This window comes from Pseudomonas sp. PSE1(2024) (assembly GCF_050990555.1).
GTDB lineage: Bacteria > Pseudomonadota > Gammaproteobacteria > Pseudomonadales > Pseudomonadaceae > Aquipseudomonas > Aquipseudomonas aphyarum.
Window position 1 is genome coordinate 3,161,531 of sequence record NZ_CP158967.1, and the last position, 15,776, is coordinate 3,177,306.

Below are 15,776 nucleotides of genomic sequence, written 5' to 3' on the forward strand. Positions count from 1 at the left end.
CTGCCTCTTTGGCTTTCAAGCTATTCGGTACACGTCGGATAGATGGTGCAATCGCGTCCGCCCGGCATTTTGAAAGGTTTGAAATCGGTTGTGTTACCGCGACAGAACGCATAGGGGTCTTCGAGACTCTTGCCCATGCACCTTTTCCATCCATTGGGGAATTTCACCCAGTTGTCTCCGACAGCTGGCCTTTCCTCATTGGACATTGAGAAAGAAACGTTCAACGTCTTTCCTGCCAACTGCGTGCGTTGCAAAGGCCCCTTCGCAACGGAGCCGTTTACTTGTTCCGCTGTGTCCACTGGAGCGCATTTTAAGATCTTAACGATATTTCGATCCGGCCCAGCGGTGCGAAACAACCACTCACACTGTCGTTGTAACATCAGAGGAGAGGGAAGACTTCCTTTGTCAGCCGTACCTTCCTGAAATCCAACTCCTGAGTAGCCTCTTCCAACGTCAGAACGGCCGGCGGCATATTTGGCATAAATTTCGTAATCGAAATTATCCAAAACGAGCGGGCATCCCCCTTCGATACTGGTCAACGGAACTTGAAAGTTCGCAGTTTGGGCCTTATCACTGTGTTTCTGTTCGAAGAACTTGTAACCCGGATGTTCACGTCCCTTCTTGACAGGGACACTGCACGTCTCACCCATCCGAGGAACATACTTCGCCTCAACTAGTATCTCAAACCCCGGCGGAAGCTCCGTCACCAACGTAAAGCTGTCCTGCTGAGCAACCGAACAACCAGTAGCCCCAATCGCACCCAGCCCAATCATCAAGCTGCAAACAAACCCATTGAAAACATTGCGTTGACGCATTTGATTGTCCTTTGTCCCGTGGCGGTCGTTTCGAGCGAGTGACGCCCAAGGTCTTGAATTCAATTCAGTGCGGCGTCGTCGCTGTGATCGGCGAAAAACCGTTCGCACCGCTCGAAATGCTTCTCCGGCGTTTCCCCCGGCAGGGGCTGCCAGGCCAGGTCCTCGGCATTCCTGGGATCGAGGTGCAGGGTCAACATGAACTCCCGTTGCTCCGGCGTGTTCCATTGCCAGGCTTCGAGCAGGTCCATCTGTTCTTCCAGCCATTCGAGGATGGGGCGGGTTTCGGAAATTTTTGCAGCGGTTTCGGCGTGATACACCAGCAGCCAGCGTTTCAGGTTGGCACGCAGGATTTCGCGGGTTCGTTCCGGCGGGGTAGGGACTTACAGCCAAGGCGCCGGATTCAAGCCATCTCTTAGTCAGTGCTCTTTGTTCCGAAAAACTAACCAGCCCTCGCACATTAGTGTGGGGGCTGGCTGAGTGCAGAGCTAGACAGGGTCAGGCTGTGCTGGACATTGCGTCTTGAGGAATCTGAGCAATTCGGACAACGGCCTGGTTTTCCTTGTGTGCCGCCCAACGCTCAACGTGCTTCTTGAGTTCGGGAAGGTCGGCTCGGTCGCCGTAAACGTCGGCGATATTCAACTGTGTTGATTCAAGCGATCCGATTCGTGCCAAGGATTCGCTGATATCAACCATTTCGTTCTCATTGTGTCGAATAGCCAAGTCGATCTCTTTTTGACGAGATTGCAAATCGGACATCGTCGATCGTCTTTGGGTAGCAGTGGCTCGATCCTGCGGTCGGCCCTCAATCGTTCGGCCTGGGAATTCGACCCGTTGTGCCTGCTGCCATTGTTCAAGAGCAGAACGGTAATTTTCCAACTGAGTGCGAAGGTTAACCGCTTCGCGCGCGGTCAAAATATTTCCGCCGCTGGTTTGCGTATCTTGCCAACGCCGCAGGGTTGCCCAGCACGCCGGAATGTAGCCGCTCAGCATAGTGTGATCACCAGCGTTAAGCGCCTGGACAGCCAAGCTCTTCCGATCCGGCGTATCGTTATTCTTGAGGTTTGCGTAACACAGTTGAGTCATCGCGGACTCTTCGTAGCCCTCGCACCCCGGCGTCCACAAAATCGAAGACACTTGGTTGCCCGGCAGTCTCAACGGCATGAAGTAACGTTGTTCGCCCTGATGTCGATAGGGTTCTCCACCGAAGCGGCTTAACCCCGCCCCAAAAACAAGGCCTCCAACAACTGGTGCCACGCCGCCAGTAACTGTTGCAGCAACACCTGTGATCCACACGGCTTTTTTGGTGTCCATCCAGCCAGCGGGTACGCTAGGTACAGGGTCGTTGTTGTTTACAATTCGGTGGTGAATCAGCCCTTTGGCGCTTTCAACGAATGTCGCATCGCCCGCTCGTGGAGCACCGAAGGTATAAAGAATCACGTTCTCGTCATAGTTGTTACGAATCCAGGCCGCCAGCAAGAGTGCAATTGCCCCGCCGAGACTATGTCCGCACACCATGATTCTTTGGTTACCAGTGCGAAACCTGTCGAGGTATTTGATGGCGAATTTTTTTACCGCGACGTAACCCTCATGGAAACCTTGGTGAGCTTTTCCTACGCCATCTTCGACCGGGACCTGCATTGCGTCGCCGTCTCGCCATGCATCCCATTTCTCGGCGGTTCCGCGCACTGCGATTAAAATCATACGGTCATCATGCGTAGCGAACGCTTGAGTGTCGGTATTTTTCCAATCGGTCATTCCTTGACGTTCATCGCTGAAAAAATGGACCTGCGATGGCGTTTCTTGCTCATCATCTGCGATGTAGGTTTTCGGATCGTACGGCACGATCTCCAAACGTTTCGAATACGGCACATCTTCGACGATTGGATAATTTGGCGTTTTTGAGTCCGCGTAGCGCATAGGTTCTTCATGGCAAGCCAGACAGGTTTGAAGCACGTGGCCGATACTGCCGACAACTGGAAAGCTGATTTCCCCACCAGGCTCTCTGGATTTTTCGTCTTTCGGGTCCTTCGGTGCATTCGGATCTAACGGAAACTGTCCGAAAGGTGCGTAACTCAGCGTCGCGAAGAGCGACATGTGATAAAGGTTGATTGCGCTGAATTTCGGTGAAAGTGAGATCAGTGGTCTATATGCGCGTAACGCACGCACCTCAAGTACGTAATGTTTGTCCGGGAGTAAAGCTGTTCCATAGTCCGGTACTTTATTTTTGCCAAAATCACATGCAAGTTTCGTCCAGCCATAGGGGACAGGTTTGGATAGCTTTGCTGCGGTTGGAAGATGGCGAGAGTATTTAACAAACTGTCGTACTTCAACATTATAAAATTCGGCCTTCTCTGACGAGGCTCTATATGCACCGCTCTTTGCTGCACTACCGATTGGGCGATGCAAGGTTTGTTCAGCGGCGACTTGAAAGTCGGTCAGTGGAAGTCGGTAATTTTTTCGGTCAGCAAGATCTTCATACCACTTGTCCCCACCAGCGTAAGGCTTTGCTAATGACAACGTAACCGGCCCTTTGTAGTTGTCACTGACTTTCGCATAACCGTCGCTGTCAAGGTTACCTTCCGTCTTCTCGCCCTCTGAGTCAGTCAGCTCGTAGGCCAAGCCAGCATATGGTTTTCCGTCCCCAAATTCGTCCACGAACCTGAAACTAATCCAGCTGCCTCTTGCAGGGCAGACTCTCTTGTCACACAGATATGGTTCCGTCATTAGCGAATGTCCTTATTCATTGCAAGCGGGATAAACCGTGCACTCGCGGCCGTTCATTTTGAATGATTTAAAGGAAGGAGGTGTCTGGCAGCGATTTGATTTTTCGGTACCTTGGCAGGGTTTCCAGCCTTTTACAGTTTTAACCCACCGATTGTCCATGCTGGGTTCTTCTTCACCCGCCACGCGGAAATCAATAGTCACCTTGCTGTTATTTAACTTGGATTTTTGAATGCTGCCGCCAATCTTGGATCGCTCCATATAGTCGCTCGGCACTGTCCAGTCCGAGCTTGCCGCACTGCAGGAAAGAACCTTTGATATTCCATCTTTTTGGATTCTTGCTTCGCTGAGCTGAAACATCCAAGTGCACACACCACGGAAGTTAGCAGTTGTTGCGCTGTCATTTTGACTAGGTGAGGCGTTGCTCACGATGGATATTCCGCCCACATCTCCAGCAATATCCAAAGACGAAGGGCCATAGCGTGCTTCGATTGACAGTTCTACCCGCTTTAGCTCCATGCGGCACCCGGCGACATGGTAACTAAGGGGAATATTAAAAGTGGCGGTTTGCTCCACATCCTTAATATGAATTTCGTCGGTTTTTTGATGCCGTCGCGAGACCTCGCCGCCTAGTCCGGGTGAATAAACCTTGCAGGTTTGTCCTGCCTCGGGTGCGTACTGTGCTTTCGATACCAGCCCGAAATTGGCAGGAGACGTCGCTACGAGAGTGAATGAGTCGGTTCCGTAATAGCTGGATGCACCGTCAACAGTACTCGTAACGAGCTGGCCGGCCGAGCTGCAAGCTCCAATCAAAGGCAGCATCCACAAAGCTAATGATTTGGTACTGAATGGAAGAAAGATCCTGCTCACTGGATACTCCAAACCAATCCCATTGGGATGGCTTTCTGAAAATTCGTGCCGTCAGGCCGTAGATTGATTTATCCGAACACTCGCTGACACCGCGCAAAATGAACCTCCGGTGACTCCTCCGGCAATGGCTCCCACGCAACATCTTTCATGCACTGCTCAGACAGTCGCCGGCTGAGCATCAACTCGCGCTGCTCCGGCGTCTGCCAGCCCCATGCATCGAGTAAATCCATCTGCTCCTCCAGCCATTCGCTGACCACTCGGGTTTCGGCGAGATTAGCGGCGGCTTCGACGTGATAGGTCAGCAGCCAGCGTCTGAGGTTGTCACGCAGGATGCTTCTCGCCTGTTCGCCGGACTCGGGGTTGCGCAGCCACGGTTCAGGGCTGGGTACCGGGTACATGCCTGGCTTGCCGTTGTCCGTGTGTTTCCACTGGTTTTCATCCCAATACAGAACACTGCTGATCGGCCCCAACAGCAGCGCAAATTCGCTTTCATTGAGGTTGCCAAGACAGCGGGCAAGTACGCGGTTGTCCTGAAAGCGGAACAGTGATCGGTCGCCGTCTTCGTCGATGACCATGCGCGCGACCCAGTGCTGGGTCAGACTGTCTAGGTCGGCCTGATCCATGCTGCCAATCCAGCCCCAGTTGCGTTGGGGGGCGTCGAGCAGTTCGCGAAACGCCTCGTTGCCTGGATTGTCCAGTTCGGTCAGCCATGGGCTGATGGCCGCGAATTTCGCGTACTCGGTACGTTGGTAGAGCTGCACCGAACGCTGCATCGCCCCAGCGCTGTAAAGCGACGTAACCGGGTTGGGTTCGGCGAGACTGTCGACGGCCAAGATCAGCACGCGATTGAGGCGTGACTGTTCACTCAGCCAATTGTTGAGGGCGTCACTCATGCTGTTGCCCCCAAATCGCATTTGCCTTCACGGCAAGCTTCACAGATCGGGCAACGGGTATTGCCTGCCTCCCGGGCGGCTTTGGCCATGGCCATTTGTACAACTGCGGGAACGAGCAGGGCACCAGCCTTGTCTTTGGCCGCTAGCCACGGGATAACGGGTTCGAGAATCCCGATGCCTGTTCCGACGCCCGGCGCACCGCCAGTGTTGACCTTCACTTCCGCACCGCTGATGGTCACGCCACCCGCATCAACCTTGACGAAACTGCCGCCAGCCTTCGCCGTCAGTTCCATCCCGCCTTCGATCACCACTTTTTCGCCGGCGTGGTAATGAATCTCCGTGCCCGCTTCGACAAACTGCCCGGTGCCGACCTTCACATGCTGGGTCACGCCCACGGTCAGGTGATCATTCGCCCGCATCTCACTGACACGATCCAGATGAGTGATGCGGTGCTCTTCAACCTTGAATTCACTTAAAACATTGGCTTCGACCGTGTCATGCCGCTCATTGCCAACCCGAATCTTCTGGTCGTGCTCAATGTTCTCGTCCCAGTCGCGCTGGGCGTGGATGTAGATCTGTTCCGCGCCTTTCTTGTCTTCGATGCGGAATTCGTTGTAGCCCTTGCCGCCCGGGGAACTCAGGGTCTTGAAGGTGCTGCGGGTCTTGTTCGCCGGCAAGTCGTAAGGAACAACGTTTTCCTTGTGGTACAGGCAACCGGTCACCAATGGCTGGTCGGGGTCGCCTTCGAGGAAGGTCACCAGCACTTCCATGCCGATGCGCGGGACGGCGATGCCGCCGTAGGCTGCGCCGGCCCAGCCGCTGGCGACGCGTAGCCAGCAGGTGGTCTTGTCGTCGGCCTGGCCGTCGCGGTCCCAGTGGAATTGCACTTTCACGCGGCCGTACTGGTCGCAGTGAATCTCTTCGCCAGCGGGGCCGGTGACGATGGCGGTCTGGCTGCCGAGGACTTTCGGTTTCGGGTGATCGAGGGCAGGGCGGTAGTGGGCGTCCCACGGGGTGGCCACGAACGAGTTGCGGTAGCCCTGGTGGAAATCGCTCTTGTTGTCGGTGACGTCGCTGGTGACGTTTTCGCCCAGCACTTGCGGCTGTTTGCCTTCGTGGAAGACTTCCAGCAGCAGCCACAAATCGTTCCATTCGGCGCGCGGGTGTTCGGCCAGGGTCATGAAGTGGCCGCTGGTCAGGGTCGGTTCGTCACCTTTGCCTTCGGCGAGTTTGTAGTCGCTGCGATGGCGTTCCAGCGCTCGCGTCGAGAGGAACTTGCCGCGCTCGCGCGTGGTGAAGCGGCCGGGGTAGTCGTAGTCCTCCAGATCCGGCATGAACGCGGATTTGACCGCGCTTTCAGGCAGGATCTTCGGTTTCTCGAAATCGTAGTCGCGGCGGCTGACGCGGCTGGTACGGGTTTCCAGACGCAGGTTGAAGCGCTTGATCACCGGTTTGTCGGCGGTCATGCCGGAGTCTTGCTGGTAGTTGACCGGTTTCAGTTTGCGGAACACGGTCTGGTCGTCGCCGAACACCAGTTTGTGGCCGCTGCTGCTGTGCTGGAAGTGGAAGTGAATGCCTTCCTCTTCGCACAGGCGCTGGATGAAATGCAGGTCGGATTCGTCGTACTGCACGCAGTAGTCGCGTTCCGGGTATTCGGCGCCGAGCTGGAAGCTGTAGGCGTTGGCCAGGATCCCGCGATCTTCCAGAACCTGGGCGATGATCTTCGGCACCGTCAGTTGCTGGAAAATCTGCTGGTCATGGTTGTGCCGCAGGTAGGCCAGTTGCGGCACCAGGCTGAGGCTGTAACGGGTCAGGGTCTTGCCGGAATCGCCTTGCTCGATGCGATACACCAGACCATGAATCTTGCCCTCGCCAGTGGCGCCGAACGTCAGGCAGCCAGGCTTGTGCAGGAGTTCTTCAAGTTTGAGGTCGGGACGGGCGCTGACCAGTTCGATGTCGAAACGGAACGGTTCGTTGAGGGCTTCGCGACCGGTGAAGCTGAGGACTTGCAGGTCGGCGGAAGCGCCTTCGAGCGTGAGGGTAATGTGGGTAGCGTTGGCGTCCAGCATGCCTTTATTTCCGTCCTTTGGATTAGCGTGGGCGGATGGTGCAGGATTAAACCGCCTCGTTCAAGGCGCAAATGCCGTAGAGGAAGTGGTCCGAGCCCATAGGGAAAACCCTTAGACACACGGTTTGGCCCAGTAAAACCGGTACTTGCGGATGGACCGATCTGCCGCGAACGCCGCATCCGGCATCCGGGAACAACCAGTCAGTTTCAGACTAAAGTCGTCTGTAGCACGTCAAAGCCATCTGCCATCATTGCCGCTCACCCCGCGTGTTCACTGCCTCCTGGTTCTTTATCGACTCGGGACGGGAGCTATTTCTGGTTGTTTGCGCCTCTGCGCAATCGTTGTTCTGTTGGAGTTTTCAATGCGTCCCCCATTTCCCCTCATCACCCCGCGCCAGTCGCTTGGCTTCGGAGCCTTTGTGCTGTGCGCCGGTTTTACCGCGCAGGTCCAGGCCAGCGGTTTTTTCGAAGACACCACGGCGAAGATCGAGTCGCGCACGATGTACTTCAACCGCGACTTCCGTGACGGGCACACCTCCAGTGATCAGGGCGCGTCCAAGCGCGAAGAGTCGGCGCAGGGCTTCATTCTCAATCTGCAATCGGGCTACACCGAAGGCACCGTCGGTTTCGGGATCGATGCACTGGGCATGGCGGGTTTCCAGCTCGATTCCAGCCCGGATCGCAGCAACAGCGGCCTGTTGCCGTCCAGCGGCGAGAACCCGCGCGGTTCGAAAGGTCAGTACGCGAAGATGGGGCTGACCGCAAAGGTAAAAGTCTCGGATACGGTGCTGAAATACGGCGCGCTGCTGCCGGATCTGCCGCTGCTCAAGTACAACGACGGCCGTCTGCTGCCGACCATGTTCAACGGTGCGATGCTGACCTCCAAAGAGGTGAAGGATCTGACCTTCATGGCCGCGCGTCTGGACAAGTACACCGCGCGGGATTCGACCGATTCGCAGGACATCCGCGTGCACTGCAAGAACAAGCGCTACGCCTGCAACACCACCGCCGATCATTTCGACATGTACGGCTTCGACTACAAGATCAACGATCGCCTGACCGCGCAGTACCACTACGCCGAGCTGGAAGACATCTATCGCCAGCACTTCGTGGGTCTGTTGGCCAATCAGCCTCTGGGTGACGGTGTGTTGAAAGCCGATCTGCGTTTGCTGAAAAGCGCCGACAGCGGTGATGCAAAAGCCGGCTCCATCGATAACCGGGCGTTGAGCGGCATGCTGTCCTACGGCATCAGTGGTCATACCTTCAGCGCTGGCTGGCAGCGCATGAACGGCGACAATTCGATGCCGTATCTGGATGGCAGCAACCCGTATCTGGTGAATTACGTGCAGGTCAACGACTTCGCCGCCGCGCAGGAACGTTCCTGGCAGCTGCGTTATGATTATGACTTCAAGGCGATCGGCATCAACGGCCTGAGCTTCCTGACCCGTTATGTGAACGGCGACCACATCAAAGTGCCGGGCAGCGATCAGGAAGGCAAAGAGTGGGAACGCGACAGCGAGTTGAAGTACGTGATTCAGACCGGGACGTTCAAGGATGTCAGCCTGCGGTTGCGTAATGCGACTTACCGTACCAACTACGAGAACTTTGCCCGGGATGTGGATGAGACCCGGTTGATCGTGAGTTACAACTTTTCGGTGTTGTAAATCCGAACCGAAAAAAAACCATCGCGAGTTAACTCGTGATGGTTTTTTGGCCTGCGATCAGAGCCAATGCCAGAACCGGCTCCAGAACCCGCGATTCAGATCATCCTTGCACGCTGCGTATTGCTGACCGTACATGTCCGAGCGATTCTGCACCTTGCGCGCCACCGGCGGCAGCCACGCCTTGCTGGCGTAGGTCTTCTGGCGAAAGCCGCCCCATCCTTCGTGATAGTTGAGGTACTGGTTGTAGGCGTCGTACTTGTACACGCCGTTGATCGACGTCGTCTTGTCCATGTACCAGCCGACGAAGTCGATGGCGTCATCGAAGTCTTCGCGATCGGCGCCATATCGGCCGGTGCTTTTCTGGTAGTCGGACCAGACTTCATCCTTGGCCTGCGCATAACCCGAGGCCGTCGTGACGCGACCCCACGGAATCACCCATAGCAGGTATTTGCGCGGCGTCTTGGCGTCGTAGCGGTAGCCTGACTCCTGATACATGATCGCGAACGGCACCTGGATCGGTACGCCCCAGCGCTTTTGCGTGACTTGCGCCGCGTCGTACCAATCACTTTTTTCGCGGAAAATCTCGCAGAGGTTTTCCGGCGAACGCGGTGGCGATGTTCCGCAACCGGTCAACAGTGCCGCCAATACCACCAGTCCAACCGTGCGCCCCGAATTCAAAAGCCGTCATCCCGTCGTGCAAAAAAGGGCGCCAGTCTACGCGGTCAGGTCAACTGGTGGCGATAAGGCAAATCCGGACCTGTTTTACTGCATGTAAGGGCCGCCGCCTGTACGGCAAACCTGAGCATGCCGTCGATCTGTTCACGGCTCAGGTGCTGCACGCCTTCCACCGAATCCAGCTCATGCTCGGTCAGCCAGGTGATCAACGCGGCCTGGAAGGTATCGCCGGCGCCGACGGTGTCGGCAATCTTCACGGAGCTTGCCGGCACCGACCATGAACCGTGAGCGCGGCTGAACACGGTCGCGCCTTCACCGCCACGGGTCAGGAACACCACCTGGCAGCGATGCTGCAGCCAGCCTTCGATGACGCGCGCCGGATCCTGCTCGGGGTACAGCAGGCTCAAGTCTTCGTCGCTGACTTTGATCAAGTCCGCCAACGGCACCAGCGTAGCGATTCGTTCGCGCCACAGGTCGATGTTCGGCTCGGGGTTGAGGCGCACGTTCGGGTCGAGGCTGATCAGGCGTTTGCCGCTTTCACGTTGCACCAGCGCAAGCAAGGTGTCAGCAATCGGTTGCACCACCAGCGAGAAGGAACCGAAGTGCAGACCACGCACTTCAGGGCCTAACGTTGGCAGGTGCGCCAGGCTCAACTGGCGGTCTGCGCAGCCTTCGCCACGGAAGCTGTAATGCGGCGAGCCATTGGCGCCCACCGCGACCATCGCCAGCGTGGTCGGCGCAGCGAAATCCACCAGATAGTCCGGGCTTACGCCTTCATCCTGCAGCACTTGCTGCAAGCGCCGGCCGAGGTAGTCGGTGGACAACCCGCCAAACAGCGCCGAATCCACGCCCAGCCGGCGCAAACCCACCGCCACGTTGAACGGCGAGCCACCGGCAATCGCCTTGAAATTGACTTTCGATGCCTGTCCGCCGGCATCGTCTTCGCTGAAGAAATCGAACAGCGCTTCGCCACACACCAGGTACATAGTTGTTTGCTCTTTATAAGGTTGCGACATGCAGTCGATAGCGTTCATAGGCCTGCTGGAACGCCGCGGCATTGGCGGCAACCGGCAGGGTTTCACTGTTCAGGTCGAGCTTCACGCAGCGCTGGCACAGATCGGCCAGAGTGTCTTCGTGGCCGTTCGACCACGACTTGCACCACGCCGCCTGAATCGCCGCGCCGAGCGCAGCGGCTTCGCTTTGCTCGGTGCAGATCACCGGGGTGTTCATGATGTCGGCGACGATCTGCCGCCACACCGCGCTTTTCGAACCGCCGCCGATCAGGCAAATGCTGCGGCTTTGTAAACCATTCTGGCGCAACAGATCCAGTCCATAACGCAGGCCGAAGGTGGTGCCTTCGACGGCGGCGCGGCACAGATTGGCTTGCGTCAGGTTATCGATCGTCAGGCCATGCAGGCTGCCGGTGGCGTGGGGCAGGGGAGGCACGCGTTCGCCGTTGAGGAACGGCAGCATGCTTACGCCTTCTGCGCCGATCGGGGCCTGGGCCACCAAGGCGTTGAAGGCGTCGAGATCGAGGTCGAACAGTTCGCGGATCGCGCCGGTGGCATTGGTCAGGTTCATGGTGCAGATCAGCGGCAGCCAGCCGCCGCTTGACGAGCAGAAGGTCGCGACCGATGCGTCCGGGCTGACCTTCGGCGCTTCGGCGTAGGCGTACACCGTGCCGGAAGAGCCGAGGCTCATGGTGATCGCGCCCGGCTGAATATTGCCGGTGCCGATGGCGCCCATCATGTTATCGCCGCCACCGCTGGACACCAATGCGTTGGGGTTGAGGCCCAGTTGTTCGGCGATTGCGGGCAGGATCGTGCCGACCGCTTGATGGGCGTCGATCAGTTCCGGCAGCGCGGATTGCAGGCGACCGCTGGCATCGATGTCGCGCAGCAACTGCAGATCCCATTGGCGGGTGCGCACGTTGAAATAGCCGGTGCCGGACGCATCGCCGTATTCGCTGCACGCACGGCCGGTGAGCCAGAAATTCAGGTAGTCGTGGGGTAGCAGGATTCGTGCGATGCGGGCGAACACGTCCGGATGTTGCTCCTTGGTCCACAGCAATTTAGAGACGGTGTAGCCCGGCGCGATGACCACGCCGAGGCGTTCCAGTGAGCCTTGTTCACCGCCCAGGTGAGTCAGCAGGCGGCCGTTTTCAGGCGTGGTTTCGGTGTCGCACCAGAGCTTGGCCGGGCGCAAGACCTGGCCTTGGTCGTCGAGCAGCACCAGGCCGTGTTGCTGGCCGGAAACGCCGATGCCGATGATTGACTGGCCATCGACATTTGCCGCCAATAAAGCGCGGCGGGTGGCGAGGGCGAAGGCTTCCAGCCATTGCGCGGTGTCTTGCTCGCGACGACCGTTGGCGCCGCTGATCATCGTGTGGGCGGCGGCGCCCTGGCCCAACACCTGACCGCTGGTGGCGTCGAGGATGATGGCTTTGGTGCCTTGGGTGCCGCAGTCGATGCCGAGGAACAGTTGCTGGGTTGTCATATGCTCTCCACAAAGATCGTTCCCATGCTCCGCGTGGGAATGCCTCAATGGACGCTCTGCGTCCGCTGTTGAATGGGACGCGGAGCGTCCCGGGCTGCATCCCCACGCAGAGCGTGGGAACGATCAGGCGACGAGAATTTTTTCCAGAGTTCGTGTCACGCCGTCTTCTCGCAAGCTGTTCAGACACCACTCGAACGCCGCAACAAACTCTGGCGAACGCGGTATCGCCACGCCGAAAATCTCCTCAACCCCCAACAACCGCTCAGTGATCAAGGCATCCTCCGCCACCAACGCCTGACAAAACGCCGCCCGAGGATCCGGAATCGAATAAGTGTCGCCATTCTCATCCACACCCTTCAAGTAAAGCGCCCAAGCCGCCACCACCAACGCTGCCCGTTTGGTCTCCTGCCCATCGGCAATCAACCGATTGATCGTCGGAATGGTGAACTTGGGAAACTTCGAAGAACCATCCGAGCAAACCCGCTCAAGCTGATCGGCAATCGCCTGATTGGAAAACCGCGCCACCAGCGTGTCCTTGTACTCGGTCAGGTCGATCCCCGGCACCGGCGCCAGTTGCGGAGTCACGTCCAGGTCCATGTAGGCGCGCATGTAGCGCACGAACAGCGGGTCGTTCATGGTCTCGTGAACGAAGCGGTAACCCTTCAAAAAGCCCAGATAAGTCAGCGCCAGATGGCTGCCGTTGAGCAGTTTGATCTTCATCTCTTCATAGGGCGAAACATCGTCGGTGAACTGCACGCCGACCTTTTCCCAGGCCGGTCGGCCGTTGACGAAGTTGTCTTCCAGCACCCATTGCACGAACGGTTCGCAGACCACCGGCCAGGCGTCGTCGACGGCGTGTTTGTCCGCCAGTTGCAGGCGATGCGCGGTGCTGGTCATCGGCGTGATGCGGTCGACCATGGCGTTGGGGAAACTGACGTTGGCGTCGATCCATTCGCGCAGGTCCGGATCTAGCAGCGCGGTGAAGGCCAGCAGTGCCTTGCGGGTGACAGCGCCGTTGTGCGGCAGGTTATCGCAGGACATCACGGTAAACGCCGGAATGCCCGCCGCACGCCGTCGGGCCAGTGCGGCACAGAGGAAACCGAACACGGTTTTCGGCTGTTGCGGGTACGTCAGGTCGTGCTGAATCTGCGGCAGGTGCGCCATGAACTCGCCGTTGCTGTCATCGATGCAATAACCGCCCTCGGTGATGGTCAGCGAGACGATGCGGATCTGCGGGTCGGCGAGTTTGTCGATCAGCACCTGGGCGCTGTCCTCGGCCAGCAGCATGTCGCGGATCGCGCCGATGACGCGGACTTCGGTGTCGTCGCTGTCGCCGAGTTCAAACAGGGTGAACAGGTAGTCCTGCTCCTTGAGGTCGTCCCGGGCACGGCGGTCCTCGGCGCGAAGGCCGACGCCGCAGATGGCCCAGTCCAACGCTTCACCGGTGTTCATCAGCGCATCGGTGTAATACGCCTGATGCGCGCGATGGAAACCGCCGACGCCAATGTGAGCGATGCCCTGGCGGGTGTCGCTGAGGCTGTAGGCCGGCAGTTTCACTTCGGCGGCGAGGCGGTTGAGATTTTGCTTGTTCAGTTTCATCGGGTCAGTCTCGAAATCAGGCGGCCGCGCGCAACGGGCGGGTCAGCGCCACACCGTCGGCATCGAACAGATGGCAGTGGGCAGCGTCCAGGTGCAGGTTCAGTTGTTCGCCGTATCGGCTCGCCAGATCACCGCGTACGCGCATGGTCAGGGCTTCGCCGGCGTTGGTCTTGACGTGGCAGAAGGTGTCGCTGCCCAGCCGTTCGCTGACGTCGGCGGTGACTTGCAGGGTGCAGTCGCCCGCTTGCGCCAGTTCCAGATGTTCCGGGCGAATGCCCAGGGTCACGGCGCTGCCGACGCTCAGGTTCGACGCGTTGAACGGCAGAGTGATGCGGGTGCCGGCGTCCAGCGAAACTTCGCAGCTCGCGCCATCGATTCGCGTGATCTGGCCCTTGAGGAAACCCATTTTCGGCGTGCCGAGGAAACCGGCGACGAACAGGTTGGCGGGGTTGTGATACAGGTCCAGCGGCGAGCCGACCTGCTCGATCTTGCCGCCATTGAGCACCACGACCTTGTCGGCCATGGTCATGGCTTCGACCTGATCGTGGGTCACGTAGATCATTGTCGCTTTGAGGTCCTTGTGCAGGCGCAGCAACTCCAGACGCATCTGCACCCGCAGGGCGGCGTCGAGGTTGGACAGCGGCTCATCGAACAGGAAGATTTTCGGGTTGCGCACGATCGCCCGGCCGATGGCCACGCGCTGACGCTGGCCGCCGGACAACTGCTTCGGCTTGCGTTCCAGCATCGGGCCCAGTTCGAGAATGCGCGCCGCTTCGCCGACTTTCTTCTCGACTTCGGCTTTTGGCACGCCGGCCAGGTCGAGGGCGAACGACATGTTCTTCTTCACGGTCATGTGCGGGTACAGCGCGTAGGTCTGGAACACCATCGCCAGATCGCGCTTGGCCGGGCTGACTTCGGTGATGTCGCGCCCGTCCAGTTCGATGGTGCCGCCGCTGACTTCTTCAAGGCCGGCGATCAGTCGCAGCAGGGTGGATTTGCCGCAGCCCGACGGGCCGACGAACACCACGAATTCCTTGTCGTTCACCTCAAGGTCGATGCCCTTGATGATGGAAAAACCTTCGAAGCCTTTTTGCAGATTCTTGATTTTCAGGTTGGCCATGGTGGCGCTCCTCATGCGAATTCTTATTTGACGGCGCCGAACGACAGGCCGCGCACCAGTTGTTTCTGGCTGATCCAGCCAAAGATCAGGATCGGCGCGCAGGCCAGGGTCGAGACAGCCGACAACTTGGCCCAGAACAATCCTTCAGGGCTTGAGTAGGAGGCGATCAGCGCGGTCAGTGGCGCGGCTTTGGACGAGGTCAGGTTCAGCGACCAGAACGCCTCGTTCCAGCACAGGATCAGCGACAGCAGCACGGTCGACGCGAGGCCGCCCTTGGCGATCGGCAGCAGCACGCGGAGCATTTCCTGGGCGAGGGTGGCGCCGTCGAGGCGGGCGGCTTCGAGGATGTCTTTGGGGATGTCCTTGAAGTAGGTGTAAACCATCCAGACCACGATCGGCAGGTTGATCAGCGTGTAGATCACGATCAGCGCGATGCGCGTGTCGAGCAGGCCGAAACTCTTGGCCAGCAGGTAGATCGGCATCAGCACGCCCACCGGCGGCAGCATCTTGGTGGAGAGCATCCACAGCAGCGTGCCTTTGGTGCGCTGGGTTTCGTAGAACGCCATCGAGTAGGCTGCCGGCACCGCGATCAGCAGGCAAAGAGCCGTGGCGCTGAAGGAAATCACCACCGAGTTCCAGGCGAAACTGAAGTAATCACTGCGCTCGTTGATGTGCAGGTAGTTCTCCAGCGTCGGCGTGAAGATGAACTGCGGCGGCGTGGCGAAGGCGTCGATTTCGGTCTTGAAGCTGGTCAGCACCATCCAGAAAATCGGGAAGAAAATGATGATCGCGATGGCCCAGGCCAGCGTGCCGAGCAGCAGGCTTTGCAGCCGGCGGGATTGTTGAAGAGTCATG

At 58.3% G+C, this 15,776-nt stretch carries 13 protein-coding genes; 1 reads left to right on the forward strand and 12 read right to left on the reverse strand.

Annotation, left to right across the window (positions count from 1 at the left end; genetic code table 11):
• Window positions 1-20 precede the first annotated feature (20 nt).
• The 6 genes from ABTV87_RS14315 to ABTV87_RS14340 all read right to left on the reverse strand — a co-directional run bounded on the left by ABTV87_RS14315 (window position 21) and on the right by ABTV87_RS14340 (window position 7,368).
• Window positions 21-815: a hypothetical protein gene (locus ABTV87_RS14315; protein ID WP_433899807.1), complete on the reverse strand. Its 795-nt coding sequence runs from the start codon at window positions 813-815 to the stop codon at window positions 21-23.
• 59 nt (window positions 816-874) lie between these two features.
• Entirely contained in the window at window positions 875-1,063 is a 189-nt protein-coding gene (locus tag ABTV87_RS14320) for a hypothetical protein (RefSeq protein ID WP_433899808.1), read from the reverse strand.
• 247 nt (window positions 1,064-1,310) lie between these two features.
• The gene (locus ABTV87_RS14325; RefSeq protein WP_433899809.1) at window positions 1,311-3,539 is read right to left on the reverse strand and encodes a lipase family protein; all 2,229 of its coding nucleotides are present in this window, start codon (window positions 3,537-3,539) and stop codon (window positions 1,311-1,313) included.
• Window positions 3,540-3,551: 12 nt separating this feature from the next.
• Entirely contained in the window at window positions 3,552-4,406 is an 855-nt protein-coding gene (locus ABTV87_RS14330) for a hypothetical protein (RefSeq protein ID WP_433899810.1), read from the reverse strand.
• A 68-nt stretch (window positions 4,407-4,474) separates the two neighbouring features.
• Window positions 4,475-5,299 (reverse strand): DUF4123 domain-containing protein, encoded by an 825-nt coding sequence (locus tag ABTV87_RS14335; RefSeq protein WP_433899811.1) that lies wholly within the window; start codon window positions 5,297-5,299, stop codon window positions 4,475-4,477.
• A complete protein-coding gene (locus ABTV87_RS14340) occupies window positions 5,296-7,368 on the reverse strand; it encodes a type VI secretion system tip protein VgrG (RefSeq protein ID WP_433899812.1) in 2,073 nt (690 codons plus the stop codon). The genes ABTV87_RS14335 and ABTV87_RS14340 overlap by 4 nt, the downstream gene beginning before the upstream one ends.
• A gap of 361 nt (window positions 7,369-7,729) precedes the next feature.
• Between ABTV87_RS14340 and ABTV87_RS14345 the strand changes: the two genes are divergently transcribed.
• Window positions 7,730-9,031: an OprD family porin gene (locus ABTV87_RS14345; protein ID WP_433899813.1), complete on the forward strand. Its 1,302-nt coding sequence runs from the start codon at window positions 7,730-7,732 to the stop codon at window positions 9,029-9,031.
• Window positions 9,032-9,088: 57 nt separating this feature from the next.
• On the opposite strand, the gene ABTV87_RS14350 is transcribed toward ABTV87_RS14345, so the two are convergent.
• From ABTV87_RS14350 to ABTV87_RS14375, 6 genes are all read right to left on the reverse strand, one after another.
• Complete coding sequence (locus ABTV87_RS14350; protein ID WP_085603850.1) at window positions 9,089-9,709, reverse strand: hypothetical protein; 621 nt, start codon at window positions 9,707-9,709, stop codon at window positions 9,089-9,091.
• Between the two features lie 44 nt (window positions 9,710-9,753).
• Entirely contained in the window at window positions 9,754-10,692 is a 939-nt protein-coding gene (locus ABTV87_RS14355) for a carbohydrate kinase family protein (RefSeq protein WP_433899814.1), read from the reverse strand.
• 13 nt (window positions 10,693-10,705) lie between these two features.
• Entirely contained in the window at window positions 10,706-12,202 is a 1,497-nt protein-coding gene (xylB, locus tag ABTV87_RS14360) for a xylulokinase (RefSeq protein ID WP_433899815.1), read from the reverse strand.
• A 123-nt stretch (window positions 12,203-12,325) separates the two neighbouring features.
• On the reverse strand, window positions 12,326-13,801 hold the full coding sequence (locus ABTV87_RS14365) for a mannitol dehydrogenase family protein (RefSeq protein ID WP_085603841.1): 1,476 nt from the start codon (window positions 13,799-13,801) through the stop codon (window positions 12,326-12,328).
• A gap of 16 nt (window positions 13,802-13,817) precedes the next feature.
• Complete coding sequence (locus ABTV87_RS14370) at window positions 13,818-14,921, reverse strand: ABC transporter ATP-binding protein (protein WP_007957424.1); 1,104 nt, start codon at window positions 14,919-14,921, stop codon at window positions 13,818-13,820.
• Window positions 14,922-14,944: 23 nt separating this feature from the next.
• Window positions 14,945-15,775, reverse strand: a complete 831-nt coding sequence (locus tag ABTV87_RS14375) for a carbohydrate ABC transporter permease (RefSeq protein WP_007957423.1) — start codon at window positions 15,773-15,775, stop codon at window positions 14,945-14,947.
• Between the last annotated feature and the right edge of the window lies 1 nt (window position 15,776).